Consider the following 26,029-nt stretch of genomic DNA (forward strand, 5'->3'; position numbering starts at 1 on the left):
AGATCGGCCACTATAAAACGCCGGGAAATATATTTCACCCCGTGGACGTATCTGGGCGTGTTTCACGGGTTAGCATAGTCACCTGTTTTACTCAGTCTTTTATCGGGAGTCTCCATGAGTGCCGTCACTCGCGCAGCCGTCGAATCCGTCCTTCGTCAATACACCGACCCTTACCTGAACCAGGATCCGGTCAGCGCTGGCTGTGTCCAGGCTATCGACATCCAGGGTGAGCGCGTCAGCGTGAAGCTGCAACTGGGCTATGCCGCCGGGCTGTTCAAGAAAGGGTGGGCGCAGGTGCTGCAGACCGCTATCGAAGGGATGGATGGCGTTGCTGCGGCCACCGTCGAGATCGATTGCGTGATTGCCGCGCACAAGGCTCAGGCGCAGATTCCGGGGTTGGCCAACGTCAAGAACATCATTGCCGTTGCATCCGGCAAGGGCGGTGTCGGCAAGTCCACAACGGCGGCCAACCTGGCCTTGGCCCTGGCCCGCGAGGGTGCCCGCGTGGGTATTCTGGATGCCGATATCTATGGTCCGAGCCAAGGTGTGATGTTCGGCATCGCTGAAGGTACCCGACCGAAGGTCAAGGATCAGAAGTGGTTTGTGCCGCTTCAGGCCCACGGTGTCGAGGTGATGTCCATGGCGTTCCTGACCGACGACAACACCCCGATGGTCTGGCGCGGCCCTATGGTGTCCGGCGCACTGCTGCAACTGGTTACACAGACTGCATGGGACAACCTGGATTACCTGGTGATCGACATGCCGCCGGGCACGGGTGATATCCAGTTGACCCTGGCTCAGAAGGTGCCGGTGGCAGGTTCTGTCATTGTGACTACGCCTCAGGATCTGGCCCTGCTGGATGCCAGAAAAGGTGTGGAAATGTTCCGTAAGGTCAACATTCCGGTGCTGGGCGTGGTCGAGAACATGGCGGTGCACATCTGCTCGAATTGTGGCCATGCCGAGCACCTGTTCGGTGAGGGTGGCGGTGAGAAGCTGGCGACACAGTACGGGGTCGAGTTGTTGGCGTCGTTGCCGCTGTCGATGCTGATTCGCGAACAGGCGGATAGCGGCAAGCCGACAGCCATCGCCGAGCCGGAAAGCCAGATCGCCATGGTTTACCAGGAACTGGCCCGTCAGGTGGGGGCACGGATCGTGCTGCAGGAAGCTGCAAGCCCGGCAATGCCGAGCATTACTGTCAGCGAAGACTGACCTCTCCAGGTGCCGGCGATATGATCGCCGGCACCGCTGGCTGCTTCACCGCTAATGAAATCGCGGGAATAAAAAAACCCCGCCTGTTAAGGGCGGGGTTCTTTCAAGCTAAAAAGCGGAAGTTAGATAACTTCTACTTCTTCAGCCTGCATGCCTTTCTGGCCGCGGGTAGCGACGAAAGAGACCTGTTGGCCTTCTTTCAGGCTCTTGAAGCCGTCAGCCTTGATGGCTTTGAAGTGTACGAACAGGTCGTCACCGGATTGTGGAGTGATGAAGCCGAAGCCTTTTTCATCGTTGAACCACTTAACGGTACCGGTTTGGCGATTGGACATTGGATGTCTCCTTGGACAAAGTTAACTACGGTTCAGGAAACGCCCTGGCCGAGACTGAGTGCAAAGAGCAGGAAAATTCATGAAGATGTGTTGATCGAAATCTTGCATCAGGTAGAGATTCTCAGTGACATTGTGCAGCACAGTGGCGTCACCTTAACCCTTTTTCCAGAACGTGCCAATGGTCTTGTTGAGCTTTCGCGAAAATGCATGACTGACGGTGCATGCTGTGCCTGTCCAGGTGCCGTCCGGCCGCTATCTGACGGCCACTGCCGCACGGAACTTTGAACCCGGCGCCCGGCCCGGTAAGATGCGCATCAGATTTTTTCACCTCGCTATTTTCAGGACACCGCCATGAGCATCAAATCGGACAAGTGGATTCGCCGCATGGCGCAAGAGCACGGCATGATCGAGCCTTTCGTCGAGCGCCAGATGCGTGGTGAGGGTGCCGACCGGCTGATCTCCTTTGGCGTCTCCAGCTACGGCTACGACGTGCGTTGTGCCGACGAGTTCAAGGTGTTCACCAACATCAACTCTGCGACTGTCGATCCGAAAAACTTCGATGCCGGCAGCTTTGTCGACATCAAGAGCGACGTTTGCATTATTCCGCCGAACTCCTTCGCACTGGCGCGAACCGTCGAGTACTTCCGTATTCCTCGCAACGTGCTGACCATCTGCCTGGGCAAAAGCACTTATGCCCGCTGCGGCATCATCGTCAACGTGACGCCGCTGGAGCCGGAATGGGAGGGCCACGTTACCCTGGAGTTCTCCAATACCACGACGTTGCCGGCCAAGATCTACGCCAACGAGGGTGTGGCACAGATGCTGTTCCTGGAGTCCGACGAAGAGTGTGAAGTGTCGTACAAGGACCGTGGTGGCAAGTACCAGGGCCAACGCGGCGTGACCTTGCCGCGCGCCTGAGGCGACGAATCGAAGGAATTCTTCGCGTGTGCTGTACTCCAATGAAGGCAGTCGGTGCGCAATGCGCGTACCGGCCCTGATTGGGAGTGACTGATGAAAATCGACCCGACCCTCAGCGCCAAACTGGCGGTACTGCAGCCCAACCAGGTCGGTGTGCTGGCATGGTCGCTGCTCGCGTACCCACACCCTGTCAGCGCAGGCGGGATACCCGGTCAGCCGGATCCTGACACCCCGAATACCCCTGAACCGGGCACTCCACAGCCGATGGAGCCGGGCGAGCCGGCCTTGCCAGACGAGCCGCCACCGGTGCCTGTGGCCTGACCGTCGTTACGCCTGGCGCATCACTTCAGGTTGCCACTGAGAAACTGGCGCAGGCGCTCGCTTCTGGGGGCGCCGAGCACCTCAGACGGCGATCCCTGCTCTTCGACCAACCCTTGGTGCAGGAACAGCACCTGGCTTGAGACTTGTCGGGCAAAGGCCATCTCATGGGTGACCATGATCATGGTGCGGCCTTCCTCGGCCAGCCCCTGGATAACCCTGAGTACCTCGCCTACCAGTTCCGGGTCCAGTGCGGAGGTCGGTTCGTCGAACAGCATCACCTCTGGCTCCATGGCCAGTGCGCGGGCTATGGCGACGCGTTGCTGCTGGCCACCGGAGAGAAACGCCGGGTACTGTTCAGCCAGCTGTGGGGCCAGGCCGACTTTGTTCAGGTATTTTCGGGCCCGTTCTTCGGCCTCATGCTTACTCACCCCAAGTACTCGTCTCGGCGCCATGCTGACATTTTCCAGCACGGTCATATGGCTCCACAGGTTGAAGTGTTGGAACACCATGGCCAGTCGGGTGCGGATTCGTTGCAGTTCATCGGGGTCGGCGACGTGCATGCCGTGGCGGTCGTGACGCATCTCGACGGCTTTACCGTCCAGGGTCATGCGACCATCATCAGGTTGCTCAAGAAAGTTGATGCAGCGCAGGAAGGTACTCTTGCCCGAGCCGCTGGCACCGATCAGGCAGATGACATCGCCCGCGTTGGCCTTTAGCGAAACCCCCTTCAGTACATGATGTTTGCCATAGCTTTTGTGCAGGTCTTCGATCGTCAGTTTGTACATGCGCGGCTCTCAAGGCGATAACAGATAGCCGCTGCGGTAGGCCTCACGACCCGCCACATGGGCAATGACCATGCCGGCTGTCGCCATGCGCCGTAACGAACGCGCATAGAGCAGACCGGGTTGAGTGTTGCACACTGGGGTCACGCGATCGTTTAGCGGGTCGATGACCTCGGCAATCAGATCGCCTGCCTGCAGGTACTGTCCCGGTTTGGCGTGGAACACCAGTAACCCCCCCAAGGGTGTTGCTACCGGCTCTACGCCTGCCAGCGGCGTAGCCGGGTAGGGCAGTGCTGGCAGTGGAGCCGCTTCGCCTTCGATGGCGCCAGCATGCACCAGATAGTGCAGGATCGCTTCACAGTCGCGTTGGGCCATTGGGTGGCTGACATCGCCCTGCCCCCGCAGTTCTACCGTGACCGAAAAGCTGCCTTGGGGTATGGGGTAATGCTTGCCGAAGCGCTGTTGCAGTTGCCACCAGACGAGGGTGAAGCATTCGTCGAAGGATTGGCCGCCGGAGTCGGTTGCCAGCAGGCTGGCCTGGGCACCGAGGTAGCGCGACAGCGGTTCGACCTTCGGCCAGGCTTCTGGCGTGGTGTACAGGTGTTCGACCGCCTCGAAGTCGCAGTGCAAGTCGAGGACCATGTCGGCATCGCAGGCGAGGCGCTGGAGGGTCAGGCGCTGCGACTGCAGGGGTGTCAGGGCCGAGTGTGCTTCCAGTGTCCGGCGCAGGCTTTGACGGATCAGTTCGACGTTATGCTGTGCATCCTGCGTCAGACTGGCTTCGATCTGATCGCCGATCGAATCGCTCAGGTCGATGAAGTTTCGATTGAAGTTTTCCCCGCTTTGCAGCTCGTAGCGGCCCAGCGGAACGTCCATCAGCACCTGTTCGAGGCCTACCGGGTTGGCAATCGGTACCAGAACGATGTGCTGGCGCAGGTGCCCTTGGGCTTCAAGTGTGCTCAAACGCTGCTTCAAGTGCCAGGCGACCAGCATGCCGGGCAGTTCGTCGGCATGCAGTGAAGCCTGGATATAGATTTTACCGGCGCCTTTGGGGCCGAAATGGAAGCTGTGGATGTGCCGGGCGATACCAGGTACCGGGGCCAGGATTTCGTGGATTTCGTGGTGCATGAACAGTCCTAGTGAGCAGGGCCTAGAAAGGCCAGCCAACGTCGTTCGGCCAGGCGGAACAGGCCTACCAGGGCGAAGGTCACGCTCAGGTAGATCAGTGCGGCGATACCGAACGACTGAAACGTCAGAAAAGTGGCCGAGTTGGCGTCGCGGGCGACCTTGAGGATGTCCGGGATCGTGGCGGTAAACGCCACGGTGGTCGAGTGCAGCATCAGGATCACCTCATTGCTGTAGAACGGCAGCGAGCGCCTAAGGGCCGACGGCATGATGATGTAAGCATAGAGTTTCCAGCCGCGCAGGCCATAGGCTTTGGCCGCTTCTACCTCGCCATGCGCCATGCTGCGAATGGCCCCGGCGAAAATTTCCGTGGTGTAGGCGCAGGTGTTCAGGGCAAACGCCAGGATGGTGCAGTTCATCGCATCGCGGAAGAAACTGTCGAGCAGCGGCTGTGCGCGCACGGCTGCGATGCTGTAGATGCCGGTGTAGCAAATGAGCAGTTGGATATACAACGGGGTGCCACGAAACAGGTAGGTGTAGAACTGCACCGGCATGCGGATCCAGACGGATCGCGAAACCCGTGCGATCGACAAGGGGATGGAAACGAGAAAGCCAATCAGCAGTGAGGCCGAAAGCAGCCACATGGTCATCGCCAGCCCGGTGATATGGGTGCCGTCGGTGTAGAGGAAGGCCCGCCAGTATTCTTGCAGTAGTTCGATCATCGTAGTGCCTCCCGAGTGCCTGCGTTGTAGCGCCGTTCAAGCCAGCGCAAGGCAACGTTCGAGGCACTGGTGATCATCAGGTAGATCAAGGCCGCCAGTACCAGGAAGTAAAACAGTTGATAGCTGCTCTTGCCGGCATCCTGAGCAGCTTTGACCAGGTCGGCCAGGCCGATGATCGACACCAGTGCAGTGGCCTTGAGCATCACCATCCAGTTGTTGCCGATACCCGGCAGGGCATAACGCATCATTTGCGGGAAGACCACAAAGCGAAAGCGTTGGAAGCGTTTGAGGCCATAGGCTGTCGCCGCTTCGACCTGGCCACGAGGAACCGCCAGAATCGCGCCGCGAAAGGTTTCGGTGAAGTAGGCACCATAGATGAAGCCCAGGGTAATGACCCCTGCAGCGAATGGATCGATCTCGATGTAGTCCCATCCCAGCGCTTCGGTCAGGCTGGTCAGCCAGGTCTGCAGGCTATAGAAAATCAGCAGCATCAGCACCAGGTCGGGTATCCCGCGAATCAGCGTGGTGTAGACCTGAGCGGTAATGCGTAGCACGCGTACGGAAGAGAGTTTGGCGCTGGCGCCGAGCAGGCCCAGGCCGACGCTGACCAACAACGACATCAGCGACAGATTGATGGTCATCCAGGTGCCCTTCAACAGCAGTGGGCCGAAACCCTTCAAGCTGAATGCCGAGAGCCCCAGATGCTGCAGCAGGTCTTCAAACATGACGTGACCCTATGGCAGTGATTAATGCAATTGTGCGGGGAACAGTAGAAGCCGACCTGGCGAGTGATCCTGGCAAGGTCGGCTTCCAGGGGTTACTTGCCGCTGTACAGGTTCAGATCGCCAAAGTGCTTTTTCTGCAGTTTTTCGTAGGTGCCATCATCGTGTAACGCTTTGATACCCTTGTTCAGCAGGGTTTGCAGTTCGCTGTTACCTTTGCGGATACCAATCGCTGTCTTGGCTGGGAGCAGTTCGCTGTCGACTGGCTTGCTGACTTCGTAGCCGCTGCCCTGTGGCGTCTTCAGGAAACCGAGTTCAGCCTGCAACATGTCCTGGATCGAGGCGTCGAGTCGCCCAGAGATCAAGTCGGCGTAAACCTGATCCTGGTTCTGATAGGCCTGGGTCTTGACCCCGGCCTTGTCCAGTACCGCTTTGGCATAGGCTTCCTGAATGGTGCCTTGTTCATAGCCGACTGTCTTGCCGGCCAGAGAGGCCGGGTCGGTGCTCAGGCCTGCGCCTTTTTTGAAGACCAGCGAGGTTGGGCCAGAGAACAGTTCATCAGAGAAGTCGATGGCCTTTTGCCTGGCGGGAGTGACCGTCATTGACGAAATCACACCGTCGAACTTGTTGGCCTTGAGGCCTGGAATCATGCCGTCGAAGTCACTTTCAACCCACTTGCATTTGACTTTTAGTTCCGCGCAAATCGCATTGCCCAGGTCAATATCGAAACCCACCAGGCTGCCATCAGCGGCCTTGGATTCAAATGGTGCGTAGGAAGGGTCGACGCCGAAGCGCAGCTCCTTGTAGTCCTTGGCCATAGCGGCGTTGGCGGTCAGGCACAATGCAAGTGCGGAAAGCGTCAGCCATGCTTTTTTCATTGTGTTGTCCTTGCGTCCGATGAGTGCTTTGAATGTGTCACGACCGTTACCGGCCGAAGTGAGACATCAATGTGATAGCAAATATCGCACCATAATTGCGCATGGCATGAGCAGTCGCCGAATTTGGCCGGCCATAAGGCGATGGTCGCGCCTTGGGCGCTCAAGAGACGAACAAAGGCGCGCGTGTCCGACGCACCGAAGGCGCGAGGCGGTTGCCTTCAGGCCTCAATAGCGTGCGTCGGCCGCTTTCCCGGAGTAGGCCAACCCGTGACGTTCTTTGGGTGGGTATCAGAGGCAAGGCTGGGGCCTGGCTGGCCCCGGTTTCGCAGTAGCGGATGGGTCGGATGCGCCCATGACTGAGGCATGGGCGCAAGGCTGTTACGAGGTTATCGACCCGGCACCAAGGTCAGACGTTTGCTGCCATAGGCGCGCTCGAAGTTTTGTGTCTGCATCGGGAAGCTGACGTAGCGGCCTTTGAACCAGGCATCCAGTCCGTCGGCAAAGTGGCTGCTGACAGGGTTACCCGACTGCCCGCTGCTACTGATCCCTTGCAGGGGTTCTGGCAAGCCAAAATCCACCACCATGCGCATGGACGGCATCAGGCGAGCATTGAAGTCCTGGCCCCAGGCATAGGCTGAGCTGTTCAGCGTGGTGTGGTCTCCGCCCACGGCCTGCGAGCTACGGTTGAGCGTATCGCCCAGGCCATGGAAGCTGGCGACCGGCCAGCGGTACTGATGCAACGTGCCCCATTGCCAGGTACGGTGGTCGCCACCCATTTGGCGTTCACCGAGGTTGATTGCCGCTACCAGGCTACGGGCGAGAATCGTCGGTTTGTCCTCTTTCTGTGCAGTGTTGTGGTCATCCCAGAATGGGCTGTCATCACGTCCGAGCAAATGATCGGCCTGTGCCGAGTAGGAAAGCCGGGCGTTGCTGACAAAGGCTTGCCAGGCGGCACCGGTTTCCGGGCCCAATTCATCGAGGAAGGTCAGTCGGGCACTTTCCTGCAGGAACAATTGGTACAGCGCTGCGTCTGCCGACGTAGCGCTCAGTCGGCCATCAAAGGCCATCAAGCGGTCGTATGCTTCACGGGCCTTGGCGCGTTGATCCTGAGGCAGGGCGTCGATGGCCTGTTTCAATGGCTGGGCCATGCCTGGTGCCTGGAACATGCTTTTGAGCTTCGCCGCGAACAAGGTGGTCTGGTCGTTCTGCATGGTTATCAGGCTACGGCTGTCATGTTTGCCGTTGGCTGCCATTTGCGCCAGGCGCTCAGCGCGCTCGGGGTAGTACCAGGTGTTGGACAGTTGCATGCCGTAACCGCGCGGTACGCTGCGCTGGTTGGCATTGCCCAGCCAGCCCTGAGGCGGGTCCTGGTCATAGGGGTGGAGCATCGGGTCGGCATAACCGTCCCAGTCGTAACGACTTTCCCAGCCGGGCGAAGGCAGCAGCCCCTGGCCATCACGGCGGTTGGGGAAATGGCCGGTGACCTGCCAGCCGATATTGTTGGCGTCGGCAAACACCAGGTTCAGTGCAGGAGCACCCATCTCGCGGCTGGCTTCAAAGGCGCCTTCGACATTGGCCTTGCGCGACAGGTCGAAGAACGCATCCAGGCTTTTGTCGCCTTTCAGTTCCGGCATTTGCAGGGCAAGGGCGAGGCCAGCGTTCTGGGCTGGGCTGAGCAGCCCGCCATGACGCGTGTCATACAGGGTTTCGCGAACAGGACGCTGGCCCTTGATAAAGAAGGTTTCGTTGCGGGCCATGGCAGGTTGCCATTTTCCGTCCGCCTGATAGAGCAGGCGGCCCCCTTCTCTGCGGATTTTTTCCAGGAACAGGTCCTGGTTATCGCCCATGACCGCACTGGTGCTCCAGGCCAGCTTGCCGTTGAACCCAGAGAGTACCAGTGGGAGTCCTGCAAGGGTGAAGCCGGCGGCCTGGTACTTCGGTGCGCGGATTTGCACTGGGCTCATGGCCCATGCACCTTGGCTATCACTGGCCAGCAGGCTCTTGCCACTGCGACTATGCGGGGCGGCAATGGCCCAGTTGCTGGAACCGGGGGCGCCAAGCAGGTTGAACGCAGCCAACTGTTGGCTCAAGGCGTTGAGTGCAGGCAGGTTAGGCAGTTGGGTGCTCAGGTTCAGCCCGCTGAGTTTGTCGGCTTCTGCGTGTGGAAGTGGTTCATCCGGATAGTTCGGCAGCAGCCACGCCAGCTTGTCGTTGCCGACTTTCTGCGCCAGCACCAGGGCCGCGAGTTCTTCTTGCAGGTTCACCGATTGGCTGAAGTTGTAGAGGCAGAAAATCAGCGCCGAATCTTCCGGCTTCCAGTACTCCGGACGGTAGCCGCTCTGTGCCAACGGGGCTGGCAACTTGTCGCGGTAGCGGAACAGGTAGGCGTTGACCCCGCGCGCGTACACCTCAAAGAAGCGTTTGAGGCGTGGTGATGCGTCGGCGTAGAGCTGGTTGGCACTCTTCTTCAAATTGACGGCACGCATCAGGCGGTCAACTTCCAATGCGTCTGGACCGGCCATTTCTGCAAGGCGCCCCTGAGCCAGCAAGCGCATGTCAACCATCTGACCGATCCGGTCGCCGGCCTGCACGTAGCCCAGGGCGAAGAGTGCGTCATGGAAGGTGCTGCTCTCGATCAGCGGCATGCCCATGGCATTGCGCCGCACCGAAACGTTCTGCGCCAGGCCCTTGAGAGGCTGTACACCCGTGGTCGGCGGTACGCTGTCGTGGTAGCCGCCCATTTGGCAGCCGCCGAGGCTGAGCAGCCCGAGTATCGCTGCGGCAACGCCGAATCGGGGAAGAAAAGGGGGTAAGGCTGGCGAGGCCATGGCAAGGCTCCTGCAGGGTATGGCGGCGGAAAGGCGCTACGTTAGTGAGCACAATCACACCATGCAAGCGGGGGGCCGCCTTTATTTCAATCGCGGGCCCCCTTGCCTGCACCTCAGGGCTGCGGTGGGTTGATCTTTTCGACCAAGGCATAGGCACGCTGAGTGGCGGGACGCGCCTTGATACGCTCGAACCAGTCCTTGAGTGCCGGGAAGTCATCGAGGTTCTGGCTCTGCCACTGATGGGAGACGATCCACGGATAGATGGCCATGTCGGCGATGGTGTATTCGGTTCCGGCGACGAACGGACGGTCGGCCAGGCGTTTGTTCAGGACGCCGTAAAGGCGTGCGGTCTCATCTACATAGCGTTTGATTGCATAGGGGATTTTCTCTGGAGCGAACCGGCTGAAGTGGTGATTCTGGCCGGCCATTGGGCCCAAACCGCCCATTTGCCAGAACAGCCACTGCAAGGCCTCCTGACGTCCACGCAGATCCTTGGGCAGGAAATGCCCGGTTTTCTCGGCAAGGTAGAGCAGGATGGCGCCGGACTCGAACAGCGACAGTGGCGCCTGATGGTCGGCCGGATCATTGTCGACGATCGCCGGGATACGGTTGTTCGGGGCGATTTTCAGGAAGTCGGCAGCGAACTGTTCGCCTTTGCCGATATTGATCGGGTGAATACGGTAGGGCAGCCCGGTTTCTTCAAGAAACAGGGTGATTTTGTGGCCGTTGGGGGTGGTCCAGTAATACAGGTCGATCATGGCACGCTCCGTCGAGGGTTCGGCAGCGACAGTATCGCTGCCTCCACACTGCGCGTGGGCGCAGCGGTCGCCTTATGGATATCACAAGGTGCGACCTCGATGTAGCGCGGATCTATACGGCTGGCCTCAGGCCCCGTGGCACTTCTTGAATTTTTTGTTGCTGCCGCACGGGCATGGGTCGTTACGGCCAACGTCCTTCAGTGCATTGCGAACAGGTTCTTGCGGTGCATGGTTGCAGTGCGGGCCATGGACATGACCATGGTCGTGATCGTGGTGATGGTCATGATCGTGGTTGCAATCGGGGCCATGAACATGAGGTTGCTGGGTCATTGCGGTTACTCCGGAATAAAATCGCCGGGAATTATCTCACCACTGCGTGATAAGTGCAGGCTGCGTGGCCAGAAAAAACCGCTGCTCAGGTCGCCATCCAGTCGGTAATGGATAGGTCGGTCGGGATGCTTCAGCAGTTTTACGACGTCCTTGAGGTGTTCCCAGAGGTTGGTCCTTATTGGCACCTTGAACGTCTTGTGACTGTGAGCTGCCACATTGACCCATTGATCAGACTCGCCTTCAGCCAGCGTGAGGTCATTCAACTGCACCTTGTAGCGCAGTGCCCTGACCAGCAGGCGGGAATCGTTGGGGTTGTCGATGCGGAAATGCAGCATGAATTCTTGTTGCAGCAGGCGGGCCTTGATCGTCTCGACCTTGACCAGATGAACCTCGGGGTCTTGGTAGGGGCTACCGAACCAGCTCGCACAGCCACTCAATAGAAGAAGGCTTATCAGCATCAGGCTGGTTCGAATAGGCATCAGGCTAGCTTCCTAGATAGCTGGCACAGCACTTCTTGAACTTCTGCCCACTGGCGCAGGGGCAAGGGTCGTTACGCCCGGCTTTCAACCCCACTGTCGGGTCGATGAAGTACCAGGTCCCCTTGTTCTGTACAAACGCCGAGCGCTCGCGATGGGCGTGTTCACCGGCACTGTCATGCCAGCGCGCAGTGAAGGTTACGAAGGCATGTTCTGGTTGCCCGCCAAAGACCTCCGCAGACTCAACGTCCAGCCCCAGCCAGGTGCTTTGTGTACTCCACTCGGCAATAGCATTGCGGTCCAGGCCTGCTTGTTGAGCGGGCAGGGTGGTTGCTACCAGGTAATCGATCAACCCCAATACATAGGCGCTGTAGCGCGAACGCATCAACGTCTGCGCATCAGGGGCCGGCGAGCCTGCGTGATAGTGGCCGCAGCAGGCATCCAGCAGGTTGCCGCTGCCACAGGGACAAACCGTGACACTCATTGCTTTACCACCAGTACTTTCCGAAATTCTGTGGGTTGGCCCAGAACTTGGCGTTCAGCCAGTCCGGAACCTGCTTGTATTCTCGTAGATCATAGGTGAACAGGCTCAACACTTGCTCGTCGCGTTGGAATCGTTCACTGGCCTGGAGGGCCAGGGCGAAGAAGTCGGTGTCTTTCCAGTCGCATGCTGGCAGATCGGCCAATACTGCAACCCGACTGGCGTTGAGGTTGCGGATGCCCCCCAGGAGTTCCAGGCCCTGACGCCTGGGCAAATGCTCCAGGCAATCGACCAGCAGCGCGAGATCAAAGCGTTGCGAGGCCAGCTCAAGCGGCAGTGGTCCGGGCTTGGCGACCTGAATGTCGGCGTGTGGGTGGGCTTGCGCGAAAGCGTCCAGGGCGGGGAAACGGCTCCCCACGACGAGTAAACGTTGCGGTGCCTGGCGTTCCAGCAGCGCCGCCAGGGCCTGCTGGGGTGTACGTTTGGAAAAGCTCTCGGTCATTAGAGGTCCTCAATCAATAATCCAAGACTACACTGAGTCATGGCTTATTGCTGGCGGAGTTGGGGTGTGCGGTCTTTACTCAATTGAGCATCGGTTTTGCACCGATTCCCCGAGGAGACGCATCAAATGAGCATAGTACGCACAGCATTACCTCTGGTTCTGCTAACCAGCGTGTTGACTGGTTGTGCAGGTTTGCAAAAAACCGACTGGCCTAAGTGTGCAGCCGTCGGGGGCGTCGGTGGCGCGGCGTTGGGTGCGATCGAGAGTTCCAGCTGGGCAGGCTGGGGCGCGTTGCTCGGTGGCGGCCTGGCAGCCGGTTACTGCTGGTCCCATGGTGACGGTGATGAAGACCATGACGGTGTACCGGATAGCCGCGACAAGTGCCCGGGTACACCACGCGGCGTTCAGGTTGATGCTAACGGATGCCCACCTGCGCCGGTAGTTCAGCAGCCGGTAGTGGTCAAGGAAGAGGTGATCGTTATCCGGGATGTTCGCTTCATGTTCAACTCAGCCAAGCTTACCGCCGCTGACAAAATGCACCTGGACAAGGTTGCCAGTCGTCTGAAAAGCGAGGCTCCGGGTGCCAGGCTGAGCGTGACCGGGCATACCGACAGTGTCGGCAGCGATGCCTACAACCAGAAACTGTCCGAGCGCCGTGCCCATTCCGTGACCGATTACCTGGTTGAGCGTGGTGTGCCGCGCAGTAGTTTTGTATCTGTGCAGGGCGCCGGTGAAAGCCAGCCAGTGGCGGATAACAAAACGGAAGATGGCCGCAGCATGAATCGCCGGGTGGAAATCCGGATCGAGCGCTAAGCCTCTCTCAGGTCCACGGTTCGGGAAGTGCCGTGGACCTGTCGTTGTCGCTGTGTCAGCGCGAATACAGGCTCATTTCCGATGGCGCTACCCTCTGGCGCAAGTCGGGAGGCGGCGTTACTGTTGCAGGCGATACCGAGGGATTGAGGTCTTGGTATTGCCAATAAAAAGAACAGGTAGAGAGGGGCGGGCGCGTATGAAGGTGTTCTGGGGCCTGGGTAAGGCCTTGACGGTGGTGTTCTGGTGGGTGGTGGTGTTGAATCTGCTGAGTCCTGCGGAAAAGCCCTTCCATCTGTTGATCAACGCCGCCGGGGCGACAGTGTTGGCATTGCATGTGCTGGAAGTGCTGATGTTCAACCGTCTTCTGCGTGAGCGCAGCCACCGTTGGTTCGACCGTCTGCAGATCCTGCTTGTCGGTATTTTCCACATCCAATCAATACCGGCACCGCGCCAGGAGGCAGGTCATGCGTAAATTAATGGTGTTGCTGACATTGGTCAGCCCATTGGCAATGGCAGAGAGCCTGAGTGTCGGGGCTCATTCGGTACTGCGTCTGCCCAACAAAAGCAGTGTGGTTCAGCTGGAGCGCCTGGATGTGGCGGACTACGGGACCTTGCTGTTGCCGGCCAGTTTGACCGAACTGAATGTTGGCGCGTTGCGTTTGGGCCGAGAAGCGCGGATTGCCGTTGTACCGGCTGAGCAGGCGCTACGCATTGAAGCTGGCGCTGCCGAGTTGGCGGATGGCAGTCAGATCCTTGCCCACGGTGCCCCCGGGACATTCGAAAAAGCCGCCATGCCGGGACGTGACCTGGAGTTGCATCTGCATCGCTTGCAGGCGGCGCAATTATCGATCGACGCTCGCGGTGGTGCTGGTGCGCCGGGGTATGTCGGGCTTGATGGCGCCAATGGCAAGGCCGGTGGCTGCACCTGGGGGCAGGCTGAGCCTGGGGCGAACGGCCAGAATGGTGGTGATGGCCATGACGGCGCATCAGGCGGGCGTGTGCTGTTGGCATTGCCAGCCAGCTACCCCGAGGCTCAGATCAAGGTGCGGGTGGATGGTGGCGCACCGGGCCTGGCAGGGGCTGCCGGTAAACCGGGAAAAGGCGGGGCGAGCAAAGGGTGCTTTGTCTACCGTACCCAGGGGGGCGCTACCGGTAAACCTGGTGTACCAGGCCAGCCTGGTCTGGCTGGCGCCGCAGGCGCGTTGACACTGAAGCGCTTGTAACAAACTCGGCAGGGGCGGCAAGTACGCAGCGTCTGAATCGCTGGTGCGTTCGCCGCCTGCCGATCAGCCTTGAGAGATCACGCCAGCAGGCGTGAAGAGGCCACTGCGACTACGGCTAGGCCCAGCAGCAGGTTTACGCCTACCAGTCGGCGAATCCGCCCCAGCACACCGGCACCTGCCGACCAGTCCTCAGCCTGTACGGCCTTGCGCAGTGCGGGCAGCAGTAACGTCTGGATACGAATAAACAGCGCCAACATGGCGATAAACCCGCCAATCATCACCTGCACATAACGTGGCGCTGCTTCAAAACCGGCAAAGCGCAGGTGCAGCATACCCATGCCACTAATCACCAGCACGGCCACGGCAACCCAGACCCATACGAAAAAACGCTGAAACACTTCTACCCAGAGGCGCAAGCGAGCAGGGCCATCCAGGGCTGCAACGGCGGCCGGCCGCAGTACCAGCCAGGCGAAGAACATGCCGCCGACCCAGACCAGGGCGGCCAGAACATGCAGGCTGTAGGGGATAGCAAAGGCGGTCATCGGGAACTCCGTTCAGCGCAAAGGGCAATAGCGGGTTATGATAGCGGCCCAATCGAAACACTGAAAATATATCCAGCCCTTCGGGCGCCCCGACACCATGATCAGCAACGAACTCAAATCCCAAATTCAGGGCGCCTACTCGCGTTTTCTCGAAGCCAAGAGCCTCAAGCCGCGCTACGGTCAGCGTCTGATGATTGCAGAAGTCGCCAAGGTATTGGGCGACATCGATTGCGACGATGAAGGGCGACGCAGCGGCGACCCGGCAGTGGTAGCGGTCGAGGCCGGCACTGGTACGGGTAAAACCGTGGCCTATAGCCTCGCCTCGATTCCAGCGGCCAAGGCTGCCGGCAAGCGTCTGGTGATTGCCACCGCCACGGTTGCCCTGCAGGAGCAAATCGTATTCAAGGACCTGCCGGACCTGATGCGTAACAGTGGCCTGAACTTCAGCTTCGCCCTGGCCAAGGGGCGCGGGCGTTACCTGTGCCTGTCCAAACTTGATCTGCTGTTGCAGGAAGGCCATGCACAGTCGGCGACGGCCCAGTTGTTCGAGGAAGAAGGCTTCAAGATCGAGGTGGACGAAGCCAGCCAGAAGCTCTTCACCAGCATGATCGAGAAACTTGCCGGCAATAGGTGGGACGGTGACCGCGACAGTTGGCCTCAGGCCCTGGAAGATCAGGACTGGGCACGGTTGACCACCGACCACAGCCAATGCACCGGTCGACATTGCCCGAACTTCCAGCAATGTACCTTCTACAAGGCCCGTGAAGGCATGGGCAAGGTCGATGTCATCGTCACCAACCACGACATGGTCCTGGCCGATCTGGCGTTGGGTGGTGGTGCGGTGTTGCCTGATCCGCGTGACACCATTTATGTCTTCGACGAAGGTCACCACCTGCCGGACAAGGCCATTGGCCATTTCGCACACTATACGCGCTTGCGCTCCACCGCCGATTGGCTGGAGCAAACGGCCAAGAACCTCACCAAACTGTTGGCCCAGCATCCGCTGCCGGGCGACCTCGGCAAGTTGATCGAACAGGTGCCGGAGCTGGCGCGAGAGATCAAGACGCAGCAACAGTTCATGTTCACTGCCTGCGAGCAACTGGCCGATTTCCGCGCCGGTGAAGACATGGAGGGCCGTGAGCGCCCCCGTCACCGTTTTGTGGCAGGTGTGGTGCCTGAGCACATGCGGGAAATGGGTATCGAGCTGAAGAAAGGCTTTTCGCGCTTGAACGACCTGTTCACCCGCCTGACCGAGTTGCTCAAGGAGGGCATGGATGGTGAGGTGAACATTGGCATCGCCAGCCATCAGGCTGAAGAGTGGTACCCGCTGTTCGGCAGCTTGTTGATGCGCGCTCAGGGCAACTGGGAACTGTGGACCGCCTTTACCGCCGAAGACCCCGAGGACAGCCCGCCGATGGCGCGGTGGCTGACGTTGGCCGAAAGCGGTGCATTGTTTGATATCGAGGTTAACGCCAGCCCGATCCTTGCCGCCGAAATGCTCCGGCGCAACCTCTGGAGCGTGGCCCATGGCGCACTGGTTACCTCCGCCACCCTGACCGCCCTGGGTAAGTTCGACCGTTTCCGAATGCGTGCAGGTTTACCCAAGGCTGCGGTGACTGCGGTAGTGCCCAGCCCGTTCCATCATGTCGATGCGGGCGTGCTGCGCGTGCCCGATTTGCGCGCTGACCCACGCGATGCCGCTGCTCATACCGCCGCGATCATTCGCGATCTGCCAGCATTGGTCGAAGGTTCGCGTGGTTCGTTGGTACTGTTTTCGTCGCGTAAACAGATGCAGGACGTCTTCGACGGCCTGGACCGCGACTGGCGCAAACAGGTGTTTATCCAGGGCAACCTGTCCAAGCAGGAGACCTTGAACAAGCACAAGGCGCGCGTCGATGATGGTGACTCCAGTGTGCTGTTTGGCCTGGCCAGCTTTGCCGAAGGTGTCGACCTGCCGGGGGCTTATTGCGAGCACGTGGTCATCGCCAAGATTCCCTTCGCCGTACCGGATGACCCGGTTGAAGCTGCGTTGGCAGAATGGATCGAGGCGCGTGGCGGTAATCCGTTCATGGAAATTGCCGTCCCGGATGCGTCCTTGCGCCTGATTCAGGCCTGCGGTCGTCTGCTGCGTACCGAGGAGGACCGCGGCACTATTACCCTGCTTGACCGTCGCGTGGTCACCCAACGCTATGGCAAGGCTATTCTCAATGCATTGCCACCGTTTCGCCGGGAAATTTCCTGACGCCCGGAGCTTAATGTGTCTGGGCGTTGTCTATCAGTGAGATCAAGGCCCGTCCGGGCCATCAAGGAGAGCTCCAGCCTTATGCTTCGCCGCACCCTGCCTGCTGTATTCGCCCTGTTGTTCGCCCAGCCGCTGCTGGCCGGACAACAGACGCTGTTCAACTTCGTTCGTCCGACCGCCGTGGTCCAGGTTGCGACTGAGGATGCCAGCCTGCCGCAGTACAACGCGGAGCAAACGGCCGAAGGCGAGGTGCTTCGACGTGTGGTGTTTAACCCGGTGCAGCGGCCGAGCCTGCGTCTAAGCCCGCAGACGGGCGCCTGGGACTGGTCAAGCGCGAGTGCCATGACCTTGCGCCTGCAAAGCGCAATGGACTGGGCGCTGACGCTGGATGTCACGATCCAGAGCAGCGATGGCAAGACCCTCACCAGTCGCGTTGACGTACCGGCCGGACCTGCACAGACCGTATGGGTGCCGCTCAAGGCCAGTTCACCGCTGAGCCAGGGCATGCGTGCCGGCCCGCCGATGCCATGGGTGCATGAAGGGCAACGCGTGTTATTGACCAGCAGCGCGGGCGAACTGGACCTCTCGCAGGTGGTATCGGTGACCTTGTCGATGACCAAGCCCAATGTCGCTCAAAGCCTGTTCGTCGAGCGTTTCGGCATACAGGATGATGATCAACTGCAAAAGGCCGCTTACACCGGCATCATCGATGGCTATGGCCAGTTCAGTCGTGGTCGCTGGCCTGAAAAGGTGACCAGTGACGAGCAACTGCGTAGCGCAGCGGCCAAGGAGCAGCAGCAGCTCAAGGCGTGGCTGGCTGAGCGTGCCAAGTTGCCGCTGGATACGTATGGTGGCTGGAAAGGTGGGCTGTCCTTTGACGCCAAGGGCTTCTTTCGTACCGAGAAGCGCGACGGCCGTTGGTACCTGGTCACGCCTGAAGGTCATCCGTTCTACTCGTTAGGCGTCAACACCGTGGCAGCAGAGGGTGGTCGTACCTATGTCGAGGGGCGTGAGTCGATGTTTTTGAACCTGCCGCAAGGCCAAGAGCGGCTGGCATCCTTCTATGGTGAGGGGAACAATCACGACGGTAACGGTTCTTCACGTGGTCGCGCGTTCGATCAAGGGCGCTGGTTCGATTTTTATGCCGCGAACCTTGAGCGCAGCTATGGCCAGCCCTGCGCCGACGCCAGTAAGTGCCCTGCTGTAAGTGTCGATGCCAAGCGCTGGCAGTCCCATACCCTCGACCGTTTACAGGCCTGGGGTTTCAACACCCTGGGTAATTGGAGCGACCCCGTGCTGGGGCAGGCGAACCGTGTGCCTTACACGTTGCCGCTGTCCATCGTGGGCGATTACAGCAGTATCAGCACCGGGATGGACTGGTGGGGAGCCATGCCCGACCCGTTTGATCCGCGTTTTGCGATGGCTACCGAGCGCGCAGTGGCCATCGCGGCGCGTGATCACCGGGATGATCCCTGGTTGATCGGTTACTTCGCGGATAACGAACTGGCCTGGGCTGCACCAGGCGACGATCCGAAGGCCCGCTATGCCTTGGCGTTCGGTACGTTGCGCCAAACTACGGACGTAGCCGCCAAGCGCGCATTTCTCAAGCAGCTTCGTGACAAGTATCGCAACCAGGAAGGCCTCTCAAAGGCCTGGGGTATCCAGCTGACAGCTTGGGAACTCATGGAAGACCCAGGGTTCGAGGCGCCTCTGCCTAATCCGGAACACCCCGAGATAGAAGCGGACTACCAGTACTTCCAGAAGGTATTTGCGCAAACCTATTTCAAGACGATCGACGATGCGTTGAACTGGCATGCACCCAATCATCTGCTGTTGGGTGGGCGTTATGCCGTGAGCAGCCCAGAGGCGGTCGCGGCCTGTGCTGAATACTGTGACGTGGTCAGTTTCAATTTCTACACGCCCAAGCCTCAAGATGGCTACGACTTCACTCAGCTCAAGGCGCTGGACAAGCCGGTACTGGTGTCCGAGTTCCAGTTCGGCTCACGGGACCGTGGGCCGTTTTGGCCCGGACCGATGGAGGTCGCACGGGAAGAAGACCGCGGTCCTGCCTATGCGAACTTCCTCAAGGCAGCATTGGCCGAGCCCATGATTGTTGGCGCGCACTGGTTCCAATACATGGACCAGCCGGCCAGCGGACGTTTGCTCGACGGTGAGAATGGTCACTTTGGTCTGGTCGGCATTACCGATGTACCGTTCCAGGGTTTTATCGGTGCCGTACGCAAGGCCAACCTGCAGGTTCAGGAACAACTCGCCAAGTAGGCTTCAATGCTCGGCTCCTGCGGTTGCTGCAGGAGCCGATCTGAGCGGCATTGTCTCACGCAACCATTCGCCAGCTATCTGTTCCCAAATCGGCGTCAGGCTGGAACAATGCACGCCATTTAGAACACGGGTTGTGCAGGGAGTCGGCGGGTGCAGATTCAGGGTCATTACGAACTTCAGTTCGAAGCAGTACGCGAAGCCTTTGCCGGCTTGTTCGACGATCCTCAGGAGCGTGGCGCAGCACTGTGTATTCAGGTCGGCGGGGAGACGGTGGTCGACCTATGGGCCGGTAGCGCTGACAAGAACGGTGAGCAAGCCTGGCACAGCGACACCATCGCCAACGTGTTCTCCTGCACCAAGGCCTTTACCGCCGTGACTGCACTGCAACTGGTCGGTGAGGGCAAGTTGCAGCTCGACGCGCCAGTGGCGCGCTACTGGCCTGAGTTCGCTGCAGCAGGTAAAGAAGCCATCACCCTGCGCCAGTTGCTTTGTCATCAAGCCGGGCTGCCTGCCATCCGCGAGTTGCTGTCTGCCGAAGCGTTGTACAACTGGCAGACAATGGTCGATACGCTAGCCGCCGAAGCCCCCTGGTGGACGCCTGGGACTGCCCATGGCTATGCCGCGATTACGTTCGGCTGGTTGGTTGGCGAGTTGATTCGCCGCGTTGATGGTCGGGAGCCGGGTACCTCGATCATTGCACGTACCGCACGGCCACTGGGTCTGGATTTTCACATCGGCTTGGCCGATGAAGAATTTTACCGCGTTGCTCACGTCGCCCGTGGCAAAGGCGTGATGGGGGATGAAGCGGCCCAGCGCCTGCTGCACGTGACCATGCGCGAGCCCCAGGCATTATCGACGCGAGCATTTACCAACCCGCCTTCGGTGCTCACCAGCACCAACAAGCCAGAGTGGCGCCGTATGCAGCAGCCAGCGGCCAATGGTCATGGCAATGCCAGAAGCCTGGCCGGTTTCTATACCGGTTTGCTGGAGGGCAGTCTGCTTGAGGCTGAGCTGCTGGATGAGTTGATCCGTGAGCACAGCATCGGCCAGGACCTGACCTTGCTGACGCAGACCCGGTTCGGCCTGGGTGTGATGCTGGATCAACCAGACGTACCCAATGCTACCTTTGGCCTCGGACGCAGGGCGTTCGGACACCCGGGCGCGGGTGGTTCGGTTGGCTTTGCCGACCCTGAATACGATGTTGCCTTTGGCTTCGTCACCAACACCCTGGGCCCCTATGTGTTGATGGACCCGCGTGCCCAGAAACTTGTACAGGTGCTCGCGACCTGCCTATGACTGGTGATGTCGACCAACTGCTGGAACCCATTGCTTATTCTGCTTTCCAACGGCCCGTTGTATCGGCCGATTCTTAATCCTTTTTACGGTGTATCGTTGATGTACTCTCATAAAACGCTCGCGCTTGCCCTATGCCTTGCCGTAACCGGTTGCGCTCAGCACCCGCAGAACGCTTCGGCGAAAAACGATCCTGCGTGGTGGTCATTTGGTGGTAGCGAAAAGGCTGCTGATCAAGATGTGAAAAAAGCGATCGATGAGAAAGTGGCCAAGGCCGACGCCAAGTCTGAAAGTGAGAGCCACTGGTGGTGGCCATTTGGCGATAGCAAGAAGGTAGATGCACCTAAAGTGTCGAAGATGCCTGACCCGAAGGTGGCTCAAGCATGGCTCGACAACTATGAGCCGCGCTTGCGTGAGGCGATCAAGGACAGCAAATTCGAGCTGGAACGTCGCGACAATGCGTTGGTCATCACCGCGCCGGTTGATAGTTCGTTCAACCCCGACCGTCCGGCAATGCTGCTGCCGGTCACGCTAGGACCGATTACCAAGGTGGCCAAGGTCATTGAGGCCGATCCGAAAACAGCTGTTTTGGTAGTGGGGCATGGTGATACTGGCGGTGCCACGGTGGCTAACCAGAAACTGAGCCAGGAGCGTGCACAGGCGGTGGCGGCGATTTTCCGTCTCAGCGGCCTGCAACGTGATCGGTTGATGCTGCGTGGCATGGGTTCGGTGATGCCGCGTGCGGCCAATGACAACCAGAAAGGCCGTTCACTGAATCGCCGGGTGGAAATGCTGTTGACCCCACAAGACACCATGCTGGCATTGCTCAGCAAGTACAATCAACCAGCGCCAAGCCCGGCTGAGCTGGTTGCGGTACAAGATGCCAAGGCACCGGCCAAGGCCGCCGCCAAGCCATCCAGCAAGACCCCGGCCAAGAAAGCTGTTGCGGCGAAGAAAACCGTCGCGGCGAAGAACACCGCAGCGAAGAAGAAAGCTGCAGTCACCAAGGCCGCAACCAAGCCTGTGACCAAGAAAGCACCGGCGGCGAAGGATGTTGCTGCCGCCGGCACTGCGAAGTCCAACTGATCGTCAAGGAACGCTGCTATGACCCAGACCCTGGCGGATATGCGCCGCGACTACACCCGTGATGGATTGGCCGAAGCTCAGGCACCGAGCGAGCCTTTCGTTCTGTTCCACCAATGGTTCGCTGAAGCGGTTAAAACCGAACAGCCTCCTGTAGAGGCCAACGCCATGACCTTGGCGACGGTCGATGCAGATGGCCGTCCACATTGCCGTGTGTTGTTGCTCAAGGGGCTGGATGAGCAGGGCTTCACCTTCTTCACCAACTATGACAGCGCCAAGGGCATGCAGTTGCTGTACAACCCCTATGGTGCCATGACCTTCTTTTGGCCTGCCCTGGAACGTCAGGTACGGATTGAAGGCAAGGTGGTCAAGGTGTCGCCACAGGAGTCTGATGCGTACTACCAGGTTCGCCCTCTGGGCAGTCGCCTGGGGGCCTGGGCCTCACCGCAGAGCCAGGTGATTGCAGACCGTGCAGAGCTCGAAGCGCTGCTCAAGGATACCGAGCAGCGTTTCAGCGACAGCCAGCCGCATTGCCCTGAGCATTGGGGGGGCTACCGTTTGCTGCCTGATCGCATTGAGTTTTGGCAGGGACGTCCAAGCCGTTTGCATGATCGCCTCAACTACCGTTTGGTGAATGGCAACTGGGTGCGTGAGCGTCTGGCGCCTTAACCCGCCTGATATCCGGCAGCTTCGCGTTCCAGCCAGGCTGCCAGGTCCCGGCGTTTGACCTTCTGGGCTTTGGCACTGTCCAACCGCTGTAGCATGTATTCACGCTTCAATGGATCGCTGCCTGCCAAGGAGAGGGCCAGGTCGCGGTCCGACCAGCGCTTGATGCGGACGTAGAGCCACCAGTGGAAGTACAAGCCCGCGACGGTAGTGGCCGCGATGATGAAGTAATCCATGTCTATCCTTGCGCAGTAAAAACAGTTTTTCACAGGCCGCGTCGATGTACCGCCTGCACGGAAGCTGTATGAAAGCAATTTTATACTGCCGCTGTCGTGACAGCTGTCAACGCGCGGAGTTTAATGGAAACCTGTCTTTTGGAGATGATCCTATGCGTAAATCTGTTCTGCTGGTAGCGTCCGTGACCGCCCTGTCGATGCTTCTGGGTGGTTGTGCGTCCAGCCTGACCGGTGACTCCTACTCCCGTGATGAGGCTCGGCGTGTGCAGACCGTGCGCATGGGTACCATTGAGTCCCTGCGTCCGGTGAAAATCGAAGGCACCAAGACCCCTATCGGTGGCGGCGCTGGTGCCATCGTTGGTGGCGTAGCTGGCAGTGGTGTTGGAGGTGGCCGTGGTAGCGTGGTTGCCGCTGTGATTGGCGCAGTTGCCGGCGGCCTGCTCGGTTCTGCAGCTGAAGAGGGTATTACGCGTACGCAGGGTGTGGAAATCACCGTGCGTGAGGATGACGGCAGCATGCGCGCCTATGTGCAACAGGTTCAGGAAAACGAGATTTTCCGTGTGGGTGATCGTGTACGTATCATGACCGTCAACGGCACGAGTCGAGTGACCCGCTGATACCTTGGCGTTTACAAAATAAAACCCCGACGCGGCTTGGCCGATCGGGGTTTTTTGTTACCTGCGCGCTTCAGGCAGTGATGGTCTTGCGGCTGGCCATTGCAGTGATCGCATAGCCGATCAGTGCAGCGAGTATCGAGCCGGTCAGGATACCCATCCGGTCCATCCCCGCAAATTCGCTGCTACCGGGTTCAAACGCCAGTGAGCCGACGAACAGGCTCATGGTGAAGCCTATCCCGCACAGAATCGCCACGCCCAGAACCTGCCCCCAGTTGGCGCCAGTCGGCAAGGCCGCCAGGCCGGTTTTCACTGCGATCCAGGTCAGGCCGAATACACCAACGGTCTTGCCCAGCAGCAAGCCGATGGCGATGCCCATAGGCACGTGATGGGTGAAGCTTTCTACTGTGACGCCAGCTAGCGAAACGCCTGCGTTGGCGAAGGCAAACAGCGGCAGGATACCGAATGCGACCCATGGATGCAGGGCATGTTCCAGGTTCAGCAGGGGAGACGGTTCGGCATTCTTCGTACGCAGTGGGATACACAGTGCCAGCGTTACGCCTGCCAGCGTGGCATGTACACCACTCTTGAGTACGCAGACCCAGAGGATCAGGCCAACGATCATGTAGGGCCCAAGCTTGATGACACCCAGCCGGTTCATCGCGATCAGCGTCAGCAGGCAGGCGCCCGCCAGCATCAGCGACAGGCTCGACAATTCACCGGAGTAGAACAGGGCGATAACGATGATCGCGCCGAGGTCATCGATGATCGCGAGGGTCATCAGGAACAGCTTGAGCGATACCGGTACCCGTTTGCCGAGCAGCGCGAGCACACCCAGGGCGAAGGCGATGTCGGTCGCGGTAGGGATAGCCCAGCCTGCCACGGCAGCCGGGTTATCCTTGTTCAGGAACCAGTAGATCAACGCGGGTACAACCATGCCGCCAATCGCAGCTGCGCCGGGCAGTACCACCTGCGAAGGTTTGGACAGGTGTCCATCAACCAGCTCGCGCTTGACCTCAAGGCCAATGAGCAGGAAGAACAGCGCCATCAGCCCATCGTTGATCCACAATAGCAGCGGCTTGGCGATTTTCAGCGCGCCGATCTGGACAACGACAGGAACCTCCAGCAGTCCATTGTAGAGAAAGGACAGGGGTGAGTTGTTGACGATAAGTGCCAGGGCGGCTGCAGCAATCAGCAATAGACCGCTGGCAGCTTCCAACTGAAAGAAACGAGTGAAAGTGCTACGCAGAGGCAAGGTCGCTCTCCATCCTGAAATTCGAAAAAGGGGGTCACCCTAACCTGTGAGCTTAGGCATTAGAACAAAAATTATATTCTTTTTTGTTATAAGCTGTTGCTCAGCATTAGGACGGCCAGCCTAGCAGTCGGGTCGGAAATTTGAGTGCAGCCGTATCTGTCTGTCCTGTAGGAATTTTCCTTATGACCCATTGGGGTCATTGACCACAACCCATGAGAATCCAGTATGAGCAACCAACGTCAGTGGGCGCGTGAAGCCATTCGAGTCATTGAAGCAGACTTTCAGCGTAGTGCTGATACTCATTTGATTCCTTTGCCACTGCCGGGATTTCCAGGCGTTGAGCTGTATTTCAAGGACGAATCCAGCCATCCGACCGGCAGCCTCAAGCACCGATTGGCCCGCTCGTTGTTCTTGTATGCCCTGTGCAATGGCTGGCTACGCCCCGATGCGCCGGTTATCGAGGCATCCAGTGGGTCCACGGCGATTTCTGAAGCCTATTTTGCCCGGCTCCTGGGGCTGCCGTTCATTGCTGTAATGCCTGCCAGTACCTCCCAGGAAAAGATCGCCCAGATCGCCTTTTACGGTGGCAAGAGCCATCTGGTGCAGGACCCCACGCAGATCTATGCGGAGTCTGAGCGCCTGGCCAGGGAAAGCGGCGGACATTTCATGGACCAGTTCACCTATGCGGAGCGTGCCACTGACTGGCGGGCGAACAACAACATTGCCGAGTCGATCTTTACCCAGATGCGTTTTGAGCGGTATGCAGAGCCTGCCTGGCTGATTTCCAGCCCGGGAACCGGCGGTACCACCGCGACGCTAGGGCGGTATGTGCGCTACCGCCAGCATGCCACCCGGGTGCTGTGTGCCGATGCCGAGCGTTCGGTGTTCTTTGATAGTTACTGCAGCGGTGATCGCGCGTTGCGATTGGAGTGCGGTTCGCGCATCGAAGGCATAGGTCGGCCACGGGTTGAAGCATCGTTTCTGCCGCAGGTGATTGACGCCATGGTCAAGGTGCCGGATGCCCTGTCGCTGGCGGCCATGCATTACCTGGCGCAACGTCTTGGCCGACATGTCGGCGGTTCCAGCGGGACCAACCTGATCGGTGCGTTGGCGGCGGCGCAGCATATGAAGGCTGCCGGGGAGTCTGGATCGATCGTTGCCATTCTGTGTGACAGCGGTGAGCGCTATGCCACCACGTATTACGATCAGGACTGGTTGAGCGGGCAGGGGTATCAGCTTGACAGTTTGATTGCGGCCGTGGCTGCCTGCGCAGAGCGTGCAGAGGCACTACCGGAAAGCGTGTTGCATGCGGGTCTGTAGAGCCCGAACGGCTGGAAACCTGGGTGCCGCGTACAGCGCTGACGGCACCCAGGCAATATCGGCACCTACACGCTGCGT

At 59.3% G+C, this 26,029-nt stretch carries 28 protein-coding genes; 13 read left to right on the top strand and 15 right to left on the bottom strand.

Features of this window, described 5'->3' with window-relative positions; genetic code table 11:
* Window positions 1–114: 114 nt before the first annotated feature.
* Window positions 115–1,209: an iron-sulfur cluster carrier protein ApbC gene (gene apbC, locus IE038_RS12565; protein WP_163936572.1), complete on the top strand. Its 1,095-nt coding sequence runs from the start codon at window positions 115–117 to the stop codon at window positions 1,207–1,209.
* A 122-nt stretch (window positions 1,210–1,331) separates the two neighbouring features.
* On the opposite strand, the gene IE038_RS12570 is transcribed toward apbC, so the two are convergent.
* Window positions 1,332–1,541 (bottom strand): cold-shock protein, encoded by a 210-nt coding sequence (locus IE038_RS12570; RefSeq protein ID WP_009396490.1) that lies wholly within the window; start codon window positions 1,539–1,541, stop codon window positions 1,332–1,334.
* A gap of 351 nt (window positions 1,542–1,892) precedes the next feature.
* Here IE038_RS12570 and dcd point away from each other — a divergent pair, with 351 nt between their 5' ends.
* Together dcd and IE038_RS12580 are read left to right on the top strand one after the other, a co-directional pair.
* The gene (dcd, locus tag IE038_RS12575) at window positions 1,893–2,459 is read left to right on the top strand and encodes a dCTP deaminase (protein ID WP_065760448.1); all 567 of its coding nucleotides are present in this window, start codon (window positions 1,893–1,895) and stop codon (window positions 2,457–2,459) included.
* 93 nt (window positions 2,460–2,552) lie between these two features.
* Complete coding sequence (locus IE038_RS12580) at window positions 2,553–2,780, top strand: hypothetical protein (RefSeq protein ID WP_163936575.1); 228 nt, start codon at window positions 2,553–2,555, stop codon at window positions 2,778–2,780.
* A 20-nt stretch (window positions 2,781–2,800) separates the two neighbouring features.
* Here the strand turns inward: IE038_RS12580 and IE038_RS12585 are convergent, their stop codons facing one another.
* The 11 genes from IE038_RS12585 to IE038_RS12635 form a co-directional block, all read right to left on the bottom strand.
* The gene (locus IE038_RS12585; RefSeq protein WP_163936578.1) at window positions 2,801–3,565 is read right to left on the bottom strand and encodes an ABC transporter ATP-binding protein; all 765 of its coding nucleotides are present in this window, start codon (window positions 3,563–3,565) and stop codon (window positions 2,801–2,803) included.
* 9 nt (window positions 3,566–3,574) lie between these two features.
* A complete protein-coding gene (locus IE038_RS12590) occupies window positions 3,575–4,690 on the bottom strand; it encodes a succinylglutamate desuccinylase/aspartoacylase family protein (protein ID WP_163936581.1) in 1,116 nt (371 codons plus the stop codon).
* An 8-nt stretch (window positions 4,691–4,698) separates the two neighbouring features.
* A complete protein-coding gene (locus IE038_RS12595) occupies window positions 4,699–5,409 on the bottom strand; it encodes an ABC transporter permease (protein ID WP_163936583.1) in 711 nt (236 codons plus the stop codon).
* Window positions 5,406–6,134 (bottom strand): ABC transporter permease, encoded by a 729-nt coding sequence (locus IE038_RS12600; RefSeq protein WP_189395717.1) that lies wholly within the window; start codon window positions 6,132–6,134, stop codon window positions 5,406–5,408. The genes IE038_RS12595 and IE038_RS12600 overlap by 4 nt, the downstream gene beginning before the upstream one ends.
* Before the next feature lie 92 nt (window positions 6,135–6,226).
* Window positions 6,227–7,009 carry a transporter substrate-binding domain-containing protein gene (locus tag IE038_RS12605; RefSeq protein ID WP_163936587.1) on the bottom strand — a complete coding sequence of 261 codons (783 nt, stop codon included), beginning with the start codon at window positions 7,007–7,009 and terminating at the stop codon, window positions 6,227–6,229.
* A 386-nt stretch (window positions 7,010–7,395) separates the two neighbouring features.
* Window positions 7,396–9,837, bottom strand: coding sequence for a penicillin acylase family protein (locus tag IE038_RS12610; protein WP_163936590.1), 2,442 nt, complete (start codon window positions 9,835–9,837; stop codon window positions 7,396–7,398).
* 113 nt (window positions 9,838–9,950) lie between these two features.
* Window positions 9,951–10,595 (bottom strand): glutathione binding-like protein, encoded by a 645-nt coding sequence (locus IE038_RS12615; protein WP_163936593.1) that lies wholly within the window; start codon window positions 10,593–10,595, stop codon window positions 9,951–9,953.
* 126 nt (window positions 10,596–10,721) lie between these two features.
* Entirely contained in the window at window positions 10,722–10,925 is a 204-nt protein-coding gene (locus IE038_RS12620) for an SEC-C metal-binding domain-containing protein (RefSeq protein WP_083199829.1), read from the bottom strand.
* 5 nt (window positions 10,926–10,930) lie between these two features.
* On the bottom strand, window positions 10,931–11,404 hold the full coding sequence (locus IE038_RS12625; protein WP_163936596.1) for an LEA/WHy family protein: 474 nt from the start codon (window positions 11,402–11,404) through the stop codon (window positions 10,931–10,933).
* 4 nt (window positions 11,405–11,408) lie between these two features.
* Window positions 11,409–11,885, bottom strand: a complete 477-nt coding sequence (locus tag IE038_RS12630) for a YchJ family protein (protein ID WP_163936599.1) — start codon at window positions 11,883–11,885, stop codon at window positions 11,409–11,411.
* A 4-nt stretch (window positions 11,886–11,889) separates the two neighbouring features.
* Complete coding sequence (locus tag IE038_RS12635; protein WP_163936602.1) at window positions 11,890–12,384, bottom strand: DUF6231 family protein; 495 nt, start codon at window positions 12,382–12,384, stop codon at window positions 11,890–11,892.
* A gap of 126 nt (window positions 12,385–12,510) precedes the next feature.
* Between IE038_RS12635 and IE038_RS12640 the strand changes: the two genes are divergently transcribed.
* From IE038_RS12640 to IE038_RS12650, 3 genes are all read left to right on the top strand, one after another.
* Entirely contained in the window at window positions 12,511–13,197 is a 687-nt protein-coding gene (locus IE038_RS12640; RefSeq protein ID WP_163936604.1) for a PA1041 family peptidoglycan-binding anchor lipoprotein, read from the top strand.
* A gap of 196 nt (window positions 13,198–13,393) precedes the next feature.
* Window positions 13,394–13,669 carry a DUF1145 domain-containing protein gene (locus IE038_RS12645; RefSeq protein WP_163936607.1) on the top strand — a complete coding sequence of 92 codons (276 nt, stop codon included), beginning with the start codon at window positions 13,394–13,396 and terminating at the stop codon, window positions 13,667–13,669.
* The gene (locus tag IE038_RS12650) at window positions 13,662–14,420 is read left to right on the top strand and encodes a collagen-like protein (protein WP_189395718.1); all 759 of its coding nucleotides are present in this window, start codon (window positions 13,662–13,664) and stop codon (window positions 14,418–14,420) included. The genes IE038_RS12645 and IE038_RS12650 overlap by 8 nt, the downstream gene beginning before the upstream one ends.
* A 77-nt stretch (window positions 14,421–14,497) precedes the next feature.
* Here the strand turns inward: IE038_RS12650 and IE038_RS12655 are convergent, their stop codons facing one another.
* A complete protein-coding gene (locus IE038_RS12655) occupies window positions 14,498–14,962 on the bottom strand; it encodes a CopD family protein (protein WP_163936610.1) in 465 nt (154 codons plus the stop codon).
* Window positions 14,963–15,059: 97 nt separating this feature from the next.
* Between IE038_RS12655 and dinG the strand changes: the two genes are divergently transcribed.
* From dinG to pdxH, 5 genes are all read left to right on the top strand, one after another.
* Complete coding sequence (gene dinG / locus IE038_RS12660; RefSeq protein WP_163936613.1) at window positions 15,060–17,204, top strand: ATP-dependent DNA helicase DinG; 2,145 nt, start codon at window positions 15,060–15,062, stop codon at window positions 17,202–17,204.
* A gap of 81 nt (window positions 17,205–17,285) precedes the next feature.
* The gene (locus IE038_RS12665) at window positions 17,286–19,484 is read left to right on the top strand and encodes a beta-galactosidase (RefSeq protein WP_189395719.1); all 2,199 of its coding nucleotides are present in this window, start codon (window positions 17,286–17,288) and stop codon (window positions 19,482–19,484) included.
* A 150-nt stretch (window positions 19,485–19,634) separates the two neighbouring features.
* Entirely contained in the window at window positions 19,635–20,780 is a 1,146-nt protein-coding gene (locus IE038_RS12670; protein ID WP_189395720.1) for a serine hydrolase domain-containing protein, read from the top strand.
* 99 nt (window positions 20,781–20,879) lie between these two features.
* Window positions 20,880–21,863, top strand: coding sequence for an OmpA family protein (locus tag IE038_RS12675; RefSeq protein WP_189395721.1), 984 nt, complete (start codon window positions 20,880–20,882; stop codon window positions 21,861–21,863).
* A gap of 18 nt (window positions 21,864–21,881) precedes the next feature.
* A complete protein-coding gene (pdxH, locus tag IE038_RS12680; protein WP_163936616.1) occupies window positions 21,882–22,529 on the top strand; it encodes a pyridoxamine 5'-phosphate oxidase in 648 nt (215 codons plus the stop codon).
* Here pdxH and IE038_RS12685 read toward each other — a convergent pair.
* A complete protein-coding gene (locus tag IE038_RS12685; RefSeq protein WP_163936619.1) occupies window positions 22,526–22,762 on the bottom strand; it encodes a hypothetical protein in 237 nt (78 codons plus the stop codon). The genes pdxH and IE038_RS12685 overlap by 4 nt on opposite strands.
* A gap of 152 nt (window positions 22,763–22,914) precedes the next feature.
* Between IE038_RS12685 and IE038_RS12690 the strand changes: the two genes are divergently transcribed.
* Complete coding sequence (locus tag IE038_RS12690) at window positions 22,915–23,379, top strand: outer membrane lipoprotein (RefSeq protein ID WP_163936622.1); 465 nt, start codon at window positions 22,915–22,917, stop codon at window positions 23,377–23,379.
* Between the two features lie 70 nt (window positions 23,380–23,449).
* Here the strand turns inward: IE038_RS12690 and nhaA are convergent, their stop codons facing one another.
* The gene (gene nhaA, locus IE038_RS12695; protein ID WP_163936625.1) at window positions 23,450–24,631 is read right to left on the bottom strand and encodes a Na+/H+ antiporter NhaA; all 1,182 of its coding nucleotides are present in this window, start codon (window positions 24,629–24,631) and stop codon (window positions 23,450–23,452) included.
* Window positions 24,632–24,856: 225 nt separating this feature from the next.
* On the opposite strand from nhaA, the gene IE038_RS12700 reads away from it, so the two are divergent.
* On the top strand, window positions 24,857–25,951 hold the full coding sequence (locus IE038_RS12700) for a PLP-dependent cysteine synthase family protein (RefSeq protein ID WP_189395722.1): 1,095 nt from the start codon (window positions 24,857–24,859) through the stop codon (window positions 25,949–25,951).
* The last annotated feature ends 78 nt before the right edge of the window (window positions 25,952–26,029 follow it).

Source organism: Pseudomonas laurentiana (genome assembly GCF_014648275.1).
GTDB lineage: Bacteria > Pseudomonadota > Gammaproteobacteria > Pseudomonadales > Pseudomonadaceae > Aquipseudomonas > Aquipseudomonas laurentiana.

Excerpts from the sequence above, each read along its gene's own strand:
- IE038_RS12640 (WP_163936604.1), top strand. The coding sequence starts at position 12,511 with ATGAGCATAGTACGCACAGCATTACCTCTGGTTCTGCTAACCAGCGTG.
- IE038_RS12610 (WP_163936590.1), bottom strand. The coding sequence starts at position 9,837 with ATGGCCTCGCCAGCCTTACCCCCTTTTCTTCCCCGATTCGGCGTTGCC.
- IE038_RS12645 (WP_163936607.1), top strand. The coding sequence starts at position 13,394 with ATGAAGGTGTTCTGGGGCCTGGGTAAGGCCTTGACGGTGGTGTTCTGG.
- IE038_RS12590 (WP_163936581.1), bottom strand. The coding sequence starts at position 4,690 with ATGCACCACGAAATCCACGAAATCCTGGCCCCGGTACCTGGTATCGCC.
- IE038_RS12685 (WP_163936619.1), bottom strand. The coding sequence starts at position 22,762 with ATGGATTACTTCATCATCGCGGCCACTACCGTCGCGGGCTTGTACTTC.
- IE038_RS12675 (WP_189395721.1), top strand. The coding sequence starts at position 20,880 with ATGTACTCTCATAAAACGCTCGCGCTTGCCCTATGCCTTGCCGTAACC.
- IE038_RS12605 (WP_163936587.1), bottom strand. The coding sequence starts at position 7,009 with ATGAAAAAAGCATGGCTGACGCTTTCCGCACTTGCATTGTGCCTGACC.
- IE038_RS12620 (WP_083199829.1), bottom strand. The coding sequence starts at position 10,925 with ATGACCCAGCAACCTCATGTTCATGGCCCCGATTGCAACCACGATCAT.
- IE038_RS12650 (WP_189395718.1), top strand. The coding sequence starts at position 13,662 with ATGCGTAAATTAATGGTGTTGCTGACATTGGTCAGCCCATTGGCAATG.
- IE038_RS12655 (WP_163936610.1), bottom strand. The coding sequence starts at position 14,962 with ATGACCGCCTTTGCTATCCCCTACAGCCTGCATGTTCTGGCCGCCCTG.
- IE038_RS12700 (WP_189395722.1), top strand. The coding sequence starts at position 24,857 with ATGAGCAACCAACGTCAGTGGGCGCGTGAAGCCATTCGAGTCATTGAA.
- IE038_RS12635 (WP_163936602.1), bottom strand. The coding sequence starts at position 12,384 with ATGACCGAGAGCTTTTCCAAACGTACACCCCAGCAGGCCCTGGCGGCG.
- apbC (WP_163936572.1), top strand. The coding sequence starts at position 115 with ATGAGTGCCGTCACTCGCGCAGCCGTCGAATCCGTCCTTCGTCAATAC.
- dcd (WP_065760448.1), top strand. The coding sequence starts at position 1,893 with ATGAGCATCAAATCGGACAAGTGGATTCGCCGCATGGCGCAAGAGCAC.
- IE038_RS12570 (WP_009396490.1), bottom strand. The coding sequence starts at position 1,541 with ATGTCCAATCGCCAAACCGGTACCGTTAAGTGGTTCAACGATGAAAAA.
- IE038_RS12600 (WP_189395717.1), bottom strand. The coding sequence starts at position 6,134 with ATGTTTGAAGACCTGCTGCAGCATCTGGGGCTCTCGGCATTCAGCTTG.
- pdxH (WP_163936616.1), top strand. The coding sequence starts at position 21,882 with ATGACCCAGACCCTGGCGGATATGCGCCGCGACTACACCCGTGATGGA.
- IE038_RS12625 (WP_163936596.1), bottom strand. The coding sequence starts at position 11,404 with ATGCCTATTCGAACCAGCCTGATGCTGATAAGCCTTCTTCTATTGAGT.
- IE038_RS12580 (WP_163936575.1), top strand. The coding sequence starts at position 2,553 with ATGAAAATCGACCCGACCCTCAGCGCCAAACTGGCGGTACTGCAGCCC.
- IE038_RS12585 (WP_163936578.1), bottom strand. The coding sequence starts at position 3,565 with ATGTACAAACTGACGATCGAAGACCTGCACAAAAGCTATGGCAAACAT.
- IE038_RS12630 (WP_163936599.1), bottom strand. The coding sequence starts at position 11,885 with ATGAGTGTCACGGTTTGTCCCTGTGGCAGCGGCAACCTGCTGGATGCC.
- IE038_RS12595 (WP_163936583.1), bottom strand. The coding sequence starts at position 5,409 with ATGATCGAACTACTGCAAGAATACTGGCGGGCCTTCCTCTACACCGAC.
- IE038_RS12615 (WP_163936593.1), bottom strand. The coding sequence starts at position 10,595 with ATGATCGACCTGTATTACTGGACCACCCCCAACGGCCACAAAATCACC.
- IE038_RS12665 (WP_189395719.1), top strand. The coding sequence starts at position 17,286 with ATGCTTCGCCGCACCCTGCCTGCTGTATTCGCCCTGTTGTTCGCCCAG.
- dinG (WP_163936613.1), top strand. The coding sequence starts at position 15,060 with ATGATCAGCAACGAACTCAAATCCCAAATTCAGGGCGCCTACTCGCGT.
- IE038_RS12690 (WP_163936622.1), top strand. The coding sequence starts at position 22,915 with ATGCGTAAATCTGTTCTGCTGGTAGCGTCCGTGACCGCCCTGTCGATG.